Consider the following 9,309-nt stretch of genomic DNA (forward strand, 5'->3'; position numbering starts at 1 on the left):
GTCTAAACTTCCACTCTTGTTTTTTTTCTAGGAATTATACTTGCAAGAATAATCGCCCAACAAAAAACAGAGATAATAATCCCGATTTTTAACATCGGTTGGTGATATTCCAGTTCAAAGCTGTGAGATCCTTTTGAAATGAATGCACCTGTAAAACCCATATTTACTCTTACTGTAGGAACTCTTTTCCCATCAATTTTTAGCGTCCAACCTTTATCATAAGGAATTGAGAAAAATAATAGCTTATCCTTATCTATATTAAAGTTTCCCTTAATATTATTGTTCGAAAACTTCTCCAAAATAACTTTGTCATTTACTAAGGATCTTATTGCTTCCTGTTTTTCATCGTCCCCAACTGGGACAATTTTTAAATTCTTTATTCTGTACTGACCTGGGTCTGAACCAGGGTCGATTCGAAATTCTGATAAATTATTATTATTTATTTCATAAGCAACTTTTACAGGAATATCACGAACTTCAAATGCAATTGAATCTTCAATGTTAAAAACGCCATCTTCACTCTTCCAAAAGATCTCGCCTTTTGTGTTATTAGGCCCTTTTATTTCAAATTCAATCCTCCAGCCTCGTTCCTTTTTAGGTAAACGGACACCCATCCAAGGGTCATTTGATTCCGTGATCAATAAAAACTCCTTATTATTTTTTTGACTTTTTATCTCACTATTCACTAATGTTAATGTTTTAATGTTAATGTACTGCTCGTTAAGATGTTTTTTTGGGTTGAATTTTTTTAAAAAGTTTTTCGTATCTGATACAGCAGCATGTAATAAAACATTGTCTTTTTCAAATGGCATTAGCTTATCAAATTCTTTCTCAGTTATATATGTATCATATAAATAGGCAATTGGCATTGAATTAGGATTTTTAAATACATGTACATCTCCAAAGGTTTTTAACTTAATGTATTCGTTTGGCACATTTTCATCTTTGGATAAAACATACTTTACCCCAGTCATATCACGAAGGATTGGCCGTTGATTAAAACCACTCCCTAAATTGCTATCATAAACGCCGGTATTTAACCTTTTAAAGAAAGAAATATAATTAGGCTGATTTAATGAATTGTATGATTTTACTCCGTTGTAATTTTGAAACAAGGAATCATTATAAGAGTAGGAATTATAGTTCTTATCAATTCTGAAAAATCCCTCATCTTGAGTCTTAATATATTTCACTGCTTCATTTGTATAATCAAAATAACCTTCTTTTTTCTTCTCAATATCTACTGAAACAGTAAGACGATTATTAATCGTAGGATAATTCGATATGACTAATTCAATCGATACTATAAATAGTAATAATATCCAAAGTATTCTATTAGTTTTACGAAAGATAATAAATATTATTACATAGACAATGAGAAATCCAGCTACCTGAAAAGCCAAATGGTGTAAATACCGTTCTTCCAGAAAAGACGAAGGAATCATGCTTTGAAATATCATTATCTTATAGCTATAAAACCACCCAATTATTACGAATAACGCACTTAGTGAAATCCCAAAGTAAGAAATTCTCTTCTCTTTCGAAAAAAAATAAAGCATGTAGGCTATAGTCAATACATTTAAAAAGACTAATAAAAAATTCCACCGATAATTAAAGGAAGAAAATGCACTAAACAACTTTGAAAAAAACGGAAATAAAAGAAGCAGTGAATATAGAGCTCCTGATATTATGATTCCAACTTTATGTTTTATTCGTATTTTCACAAATAATAATTGAGGGAGGGCTATAATAAAAAGTAGGCTACTGAAAAGCATTGGACCTTCATAATAATTTATTGCCCCATAATAATTAATTCCTATGCCTAGAGTGTTATTAGAAAATAAACGCATGAATATCGAGATATATTCCTTAAAAGTTGACAATTCGAAAATGTTCCCATATAATTGGCTCCCACTTAAACGAGAACTGGTTAAGATTAAGTAACTCACTGGTAAAAAAACAATTGCGCTGGCTCCTAGCCCAATAAAATAGGCTCCAAAAAAACGAGCTAAACGGGAAAAAAGCAACTTAAATGTAAAAGTGTTCTCTGTAAAAACATGATGAAAAATAACATAGAAGAAAATAAATAAACTAATCATGAATAAAAAATATGGAGAATTAATCCCCATTATCGCAATACTAATTGGAAAAAAGAATTTCTTCTTCGCCCTTAACCACAATTCTAATGAAAGCATAATAAATGTAAATAGAACGATCATAGTGGCAAACCAATAATGTTGCCCCCAAAGCATCATATACCCGTTAAACGCCCATATCAAAGAAGCAATGACAGCAGGATATTTCTTTATTGAGAGTAAATTTAAATAAAAATAAAATAGAACACCTGAAACAAGTATTTTAGTAATTGAAATTAATAAGATACCATACGTTAAATACTTTAATGGCAACAACAATAATAAAATAATAAATGGGTCAAACAAAAATGAATACAATGTAAAGGTACTTGTACCTAGACCAATTTGGAATGACCATGAATTTAACGACCCATTCCTAAAAGATTCAACAATATAATGATACATCGGCCAATAGGATTGCCTTGTATCCCCGCCAACATCATAAAAAATATATAAACGCTTATTGGTGAGAAAGTCAAAAAAAAGAACTTCTGAAATAATGCACATGAATAGGAAGAGGACCCAAAAATATTTATCCTTTAAAAAAAATTTTTTCTCCATTGTTAACACCTCTTGGTTATACTCAAGCTAGCTTTTAAAAGTCCAAAATTTATTTAAACAATAATTGTAAACAACATTGAAACCAGTTACTATTAATTGACCAAAAAGCTCGGCAATATGGATAATATCTACTAGGATAAAAAGGAAACCCAAATTAATTAACAGTGATGATAGGTAAACGCCTATAAACTTTATTCCCTGAACAAAACTGAACTTCTTTTTAAATACATACGACGAACTGAAAATATATCCATTAACAATACCGGCTAGATAAGCGACTGTACTAGCCATTAAGTAATAAACACCATAATGCAATAGTATGGAAAATACAATTAGAGAGACTCCAGTATTGATAACACCGACAATACAAAATTTAATAAACTGTCCATACTTTTCAATGGACAGTTTGTACTTATTCATATTCAAAGCCTACTTTCTCCTCAATAATAAAAACTGGCCGTTTCCTCGATTCATCCATATTTCTCCATAAATATTCCCCAATAATTCCTATCATAACCATTTGGATACCTGCAACAAAGAGAAATACTACCATCAATGAAGTCCAGCCTTGCACTTCCACTCCATTAATTAATTTATTGATAATTAAATAACCTCCAGCCAAAAATGACAGAAAGGAGACAATAACTCCAATTAATGACATAAAGCGGATTGGTACATACGAGAATGCAAGGAATGAATCTATAAACAGCTTGATTTTTTTGGCTAACGTCCAGCGTGATTTCCCAATCTCCCGTTCTTTTCTGACATAATAAATTTTTTCCGTTTTAAAACCTGCCCAAAGAATTAGCCCCATTATTGTTGTGTTTTTTTCTTGAATATTCTTCAAAATATCAACAACTTGCCGGTCTATTAAAAAGCAATCAAAACCTCCCTCAGGCATGTTGGGTAATGCATATCTCTTCATTAAATTATAATATGTGTTTGAAAACAATTTTTGAGAAAATGATTCTTCACGGTCTTCCCTGACGGCGAGCACGACCTTATTTCCTTCCTTCCATTTCTCAAACATTCGGTTAATAATTTCTGGAGGGTCCTGCAAATCAGCCGAAATTACTGTTGCACAATCCCCAGTTGAATATGTTAATCCCGCTAAAATTGCTGTATGGGAACCAAAATTACGTGATAGTTTGATTAACTTTACCTTCGAGTGCCGATTCTTAAGTTTCAATAATTCCGCGTAAGAGTTATCACCCGATCCATCATCAACAAATATTAATTCATGATCATATGCTGGGTTAGTAAGTATATCTTGATTCAACTTATCAAAAAGAAAGGGGATATTTAGCTCATTAAAGTAAACCGGGATGATTATAGATAACTTTGGCATATCGTTCACCTTTCAATGAGTTTCCTACCGGAAACTTCACGGAGAAATTCTTTATAATCACTGATATACTCAGATTTATCATACAGTTCACTGGATAACACCAAAAGAATCGAGTCACTGGAGAAGTCAAACATTTCCTTCCAAACCATCCTGTCTAAATAAACACCTGTATGAGGCTTATCCAATACTATTACATCACTATTAAATCCGTCATCAATTAACACCTTACAGGAACCCCTTAGATTGATTAAGACAAATTGAGACCTTCGGTTGGCATGCTGCCCCCTAGCTACATTCCCCTTGGTACCATAGATATAAAATATTCGTTTCAATTCAAAAGGGATTTCCTTTAACTGTTCAACAACAACAAGTTGTCCCCTTTCATCCCCTAATTGTGGAAATTCAAGCAACTTATATTTTTCCATTGATTATTCCTCCATTAAACATGGCGAACCAACACAAATTTTGAAGTTCGCCATTAACATAAACATGTTTTTTAAATTCTCCCTCTTTTATAAAACCCATTTTCTCATAAAAACGAATGGCTCTTTTGTTTTCGGAAAGTACATTCAAATACACTTTTTCAAGACCCAACTTTCCAAAAGCAATAGTTAGAAGTTGTTTTGTTGCTTCTTGTGCTGCTCCAGTACCAATTGCTTTTTTTCGCATTGAAATAGCATATTCTCCGTTTTTATTTTCAAAATCAATGTTTTTTAAACTAATAGTTCCTAAATACTCATCTTCTTCTGCTACGACAGCATAATGTTTATTTAATATGTCATTTTGAGCTGCAGCAATAAACGATTCTACCTTCTCTATCGTCATTTGAGAACCATTAAATCGAAAATTCTTCATTAATTCAATATCATGCATCCACTCTAACATTCCATCCGTATCTTTTAACTGAAGTTTCCTTAAATTAATCATGTATTTTCATCCTTATTCATAAGAGTTTAATGCCTCAATCACGGCCATTTGTTCCTCTTCTGTCATCCCATTATACAATGGCAGACTTAGTACACTATTTGCATAGTCTTCTGTTATTGGGAAATCTCCATGTTTGAATCCTAAATATTCATACGCCTCTGATAAATAGGGAGGGATCGGATAATGAATTACAGTTGAAATTTCTCTATCAAACAAATAGTTCTGGAGTTGTTCCCTTTCCTTGGTGTAAATAACAAATAAATGCCAAACTGCACTCGCATTCTCCCTAATTTTGGGCAGGAGAATTTTGTCATTTTTTATCATTTCCAAATATCGTAAAGCTAAAAGTTCTCTCTCCCTATTGAGCTCATCTAAGTGACCTAGTTTAACTCTTAATAATCCTGCTTGAAGTTCATCCAGACGAGAATTAAAACCAACTACTTCATTATAATATCGCTTTTGGCTGCCGTAATTCCGCAAAACCTTAATATTCCGTGCCAGGCTTTCATCATTGGTCGTTATTGCCCCTCCATCTCCATAACAGCCCAAATTTTTACTGGGATAAAAACTGAAACATGCGATATCCCCAAATGAGCCTGTTTTCTTCTCTTTATACAATGAACCATGGGATTGGGCACAATCTTCAACTACTTTAAGATTGTGTCGCTTGGCAACACTTAGAATTTCATCCATATCAGAGGTTTGACCATATAAATGAACAACCAAAATAGCTTTTGTCTTATTTGTAATTTTTTCTTCTATTTTGGATGCGTCCAAGTTATAAAAAGTATCTGGTTCAACAAATACTGGAGTTGCATTGTTAATGGTAATCCCCATTACACATGCAATGTAAGCATTGGCTTGAACTATAACTTCATCTCCCTCACCAATCCCCAGAGCTCTGAAGGAAATAGTTAAAGCATCTAGCCCATTAGCAAGTCCTACACAGTACCTAGTTCCTATATATTGGGCAAATTCCCGCTCAAAGTTCTCTACTTCCTCCCCAAGAACATACCAACCATTTCTTAAGACCTTTAGTGCTTTCTGTTCATATTCAGATTGGTACTTTTTATACTGCCGATCTAAAATATTAAAATTTACTCGCATATTCGTTGGTTCCTTCCCACAAAACTATTAAATATTTTAAAATAAATAAATTTTATTAATGGTCGCGAGTATTATTATACCCTATAATTCGACAAATGCTATATGCTTAACTGTTAAGGCAAAAATGGAAATACAGTTTTCCAATCAATTTTGCCTGTATAAACATCAAATTTAAAAGAAAGAAGAAGCAAAACCGCTGCTAAAATTACAAATAATACCAAATAGCCTAATGCTTTAATAAAATATAAAAAGGAGTTTTTACTTGATTTTATCGAATTAAAAACATATTCTGCTCCCCATCCGGAAAAGGCCAAAAGCAAAATAAAGATAGGATATCCAAATCTTGACTCAACAAGTGTGGTTGAAATAAAACTCGTATACAAAATGGAAGTAAATAAACATGCATTTATGGCAAGTCCCCCAGGACGCATCCTTGATTTAAAATTACCTTTAATAAATCCCTTTACCCAAAGACATATTCCTAACAAGATAAGGAGCCATGAAAGATAAAGAAATACCGAACCAAAAATTCTTGAAACGGGATAAAAATTTGTAATATATGTATCGATGTACCCCCAATCAAGGACAGCAAACAGATGTGCTGAAACAGTAAAAATAAATACACCAAAATTTTCAAACATCATTTGAAAAATGGTTGTAGTATCATCAGGCCGGAAAAGATGATATGGGTTATTATAAAACAATTGTGGATTTTCACTACTAGCAAGCGTAGCATATTTTAGAAATTGTGTAGCCCATATCGATTGTGTTGTATATAGTTTTTGAACAATTAATGGGGTCCATTTATTAAAATGAACAACATTATTATACAATTGAGGTAATAAAATTAATAATTGTGCGAAACCAAATACTAGTAATTTAAAGTTTAATTTGATTTCTTTTTTAATTAGCCTAATAAGTAAAATTATAAAGACTACGGGAAAAAAAATTGCATTTGAAGGCCGTATCATCAGGCTTACTACAAGGAGCCCGATAGAAAGAAAAATATTAACTCCTTTATTTACATTTGATGAAGCAGCAAAGACTATTGTTATTACTATAATGCAGGAAGACAAAAGGTCGGTTAAATATAATGTTGCTGATTGTATTAAATAAGGATTTAAAACACCTAAAGAGAAAATGGTATGAACGATTATTTTTTTCGGTTTGACAGCCCAACTAACATTTGCAATCAAAATAATTGTCATTATGTATACAAAATACTGAAAAACAGAAAAAATGGCCTTTGAATATAACTCATCCCCAAAATTAATAGCCCTAAAAACGGCTATTAATAAAGGATACATGTAAGTCCTTACAGGTTCTTTCAAGCTAAAGAGCCCTTCCTGTAAAATTTGGGTGCTAATCTGCAGGTATCCACCTTCATCATGCAAGCTAATATACATATTTTTCTGCAAATAATAAATGAAGATTAAAATCGAGAACAACCCGACAAAACACAAAAAAAGCTTTTCACTTTTCTTAGTTTCATAACCATTAAAAAATTTCATTAGAATTATTCACTTTCTTTCGTTGGTACTAGAATACAGATGTAATTTTAGAATTCCAAAAATAAAATGAATATTTATTTTTGTTTTAAGTTGAAGATAAATTATAAAAAATATTCATACAAAAAGGGAAAGTCCCACATTGTGAGTCTTCCCCTTATAGTTATGAAAATTTACAATTAATTGAAAGTGATTCCTCCACCATATATCCATCCTTCTTGACCATTCACCAATACCCTATACCATAGGTTATCGTAAGGATACTTAGTAGCATCTCCAGGGTAATACTTCACATCTGTGTTATATCCTAAAACCTTTACAACTGTTCCTACACTCAGAGTTTTAATTAAAGTCGACTGCATCGTATAAGGAATAGATCTAAACGATAACTTATCTGTTGTAACTTTGGCATATGTTTCCGTTGTGTAGTTAATTATAGTTTTTGTAGGAAACGGTTGTCCTGCAGGTATATCTCTTCCGAATATTGGTGCAGCTGTAGGCGAGCTAGGAAGGATGCTAGAGTTGAAATAACTAGATGCATCAAATGGTTTCATCTGCAGCATCAAATTCGCTATTTTATTTGCCCATTCAGGGTCCGAAGCATATCTAACGTTCATTCCCGGCAAGGTTGGACCATTATAATATTTTCCGTCCTCATTTAAATAATCTCGCCTTACAATATATCCTTCAAAATCGATTGCATCCTGAACAGTCGGGAAATAATAACCACAAGTAAACGGACATGGATCATAGGCACCATACCCAAATAGGTTATGCTTGTAAGTTTTTAAATCAGACCCCCCCCAGCCTGTTTCCAGGATAGAATGAGCAACAAGATATTGGGCATTAACACCATATTTTGCTTGGGCATTAATGAATTCTTGCGCATAATCCTTAAGAGGACTATCTGGACGTTTAGAATTAATGAAATTAATAATTTCATTAGCCGTTATATTAGACGGCTTTCTTAAGTCAAATTGGAGGTACGGGTTACCATTATATATATATATTGTGGTATTAATTGTATAAGTTGAACCATTTCCACTCGTTTCTTTAATAGTTAAAGTATGTTGGCCATCTGAAACTATTAAACTATTAAAAGTGAATTGGTAGCCGGAGTTTGCATTTCTATATTCCGGAAAGGCTTGACCCACATCAGGACGAGAAATTCCATACTGGGCTTCTCCTAGGCTCTTCCCATCAATCAACACTTCTACCTTGGATACATTACTCACATCAATAATCCAGCCTCTAACACTAATATCTCCTTTTAGTGTTGAACCATTTTCTGGTGAGTCAATATATCCTTTTACCGGAAGGTTTTGAATATTCACCAACTGACTTTGAATTTCTTTAACGGCTCCATTTTTTCCAGTCTCTCGTACTGTAATCCAGTGTTGCCCATTGGTTAGATTTCTAGTGTTTAACGTAAATTGGTAGCCGGAATTTGCGTTTTTATATTCAGGAAAGATATTTTGAACATCTAGTCGAGAGAGTCCATATTCCGCTTCTCCCATATTCTTTCCATCCACCAAAACCTCTATCTTGGATACGCCACTGTCATCTAAAATCCAACCTCTAACAACAACATTGTCTCTAATAACAGAACCATACGATGGAGCATCAATTGAACCGAGAACCGGAAGACTCTGGACATTCACGATTGTGTCAATATCATTGACTGCACCATTAGCCCCAGTTTCTCTTACGGTTAACTTGTGCT

8 protein-coding genes are annotated in these 9,309 nt (G+C 33.0%); all 8 read right to left on the reverse strand.

What is annotated here, in order from left to right:
• Positions 1-2: 2 nt before the first annotated feature.
• Complete coding sequence (locus AR334_RS18780) at positions 3-2,696, reverse strand: YfhO family protein (protein ID WP_066315199.1); 2,694 nt, start codon at positions 2,694-2,696, stop codon at positions 3-5.
• A 27-nt stretch (positions 2,697-2,723) separates the two neighbouring features.
• On the reverse strand, positions 2,724-3,116 hold the full coding sequence (locus AR334_RS18785) for a GtrA family protein (RefSeq protein WP_253701322.1): 393 nt from the start codon (positions 3,114-3,116) through the stop codon (positions 2,724-2,726).
• Positions 3,109-4,044 carry a glycosyltransferase family 2 protein gene (locus tag AR334_RS18790; RefSeq protein ID WP_066315208.1) on the reverse strand — a complete coding sequence of 312 codons (936 nt, stop codon included), beginning with the start codon at positions 4,042-4,044 and terminating at the stop codon, positions 3,109-3,111. Before AR334_RS18790 ends, AR334_RS18785 begins: the two co-directional genes overlap by 8 nt.
• Positions 4,045-4,049: 5 nt before the next feature.
• Complete coding sequence (locus tag AR334_RS18795; RefSeq protein WP_066315213.1) at positions 4,050-4,469, reverse strand: FdtA/QdtA family cupin domain-containing protein; 420 nt, start codon at positions 4,467-4,469, stop codon at positions 4,050-4,052.
• Complete coding sequence (locus AR334_RS18800; protein WP_066315219.1) at positions 4,456-4,971, reverse strand: GNAT family N-acetyltransferase; 516 nt, start codon at positions 4,969-4,971, stop codon at positions 4,456-4,458. Before AR334_RS18800 ends, AR334_RS18795 begins: the two co-directional genes overlap by 14 nt.
• Before the next feature lie 12 nt (positions 4,972-4,983).
• Entirely contained in the window at positions 4,984-6,078 is a 1,095-nt protein-coding gene (locus AR334_RS18805; protein WP_066315223.1) for a DegT/DnrJ/EryC1/StrS aminotransferase family protein, read from the reverse strand.
• A 113-nt stretch (positions 6,079-6,191) separates the two neighbouring features.
• Positions 6,192-7,589 (reverse strand): hypothetical protein, encoded by a 1,398-nt coding sequence (locus AR334_RS18810; RefSeq protein WP_066315227.1) that lies wholly within the window; start codon positions 7,587-7,589, stop codon positions 6,192-6,194.
• Positions 7,590-7,765: 176 nt separating this feature from the next.
• A partial coding sequence (locus AR334_RS18815; RefSeq protein ID WP_156431323.1) for an Ig-like domain-containing protein occupies positions 7,766-9,309 on the reverse strand: 1,544 nt, incomplete at its 5' end.

It is taken from the genome of Bacillus sp. FJAT-29814, assembly GCF_001510715.1.
Classification (GTDB): Bacteria; Bacillota; Bacilli; order Bacillales; family Cytobacillaceae; genus Neobacillus.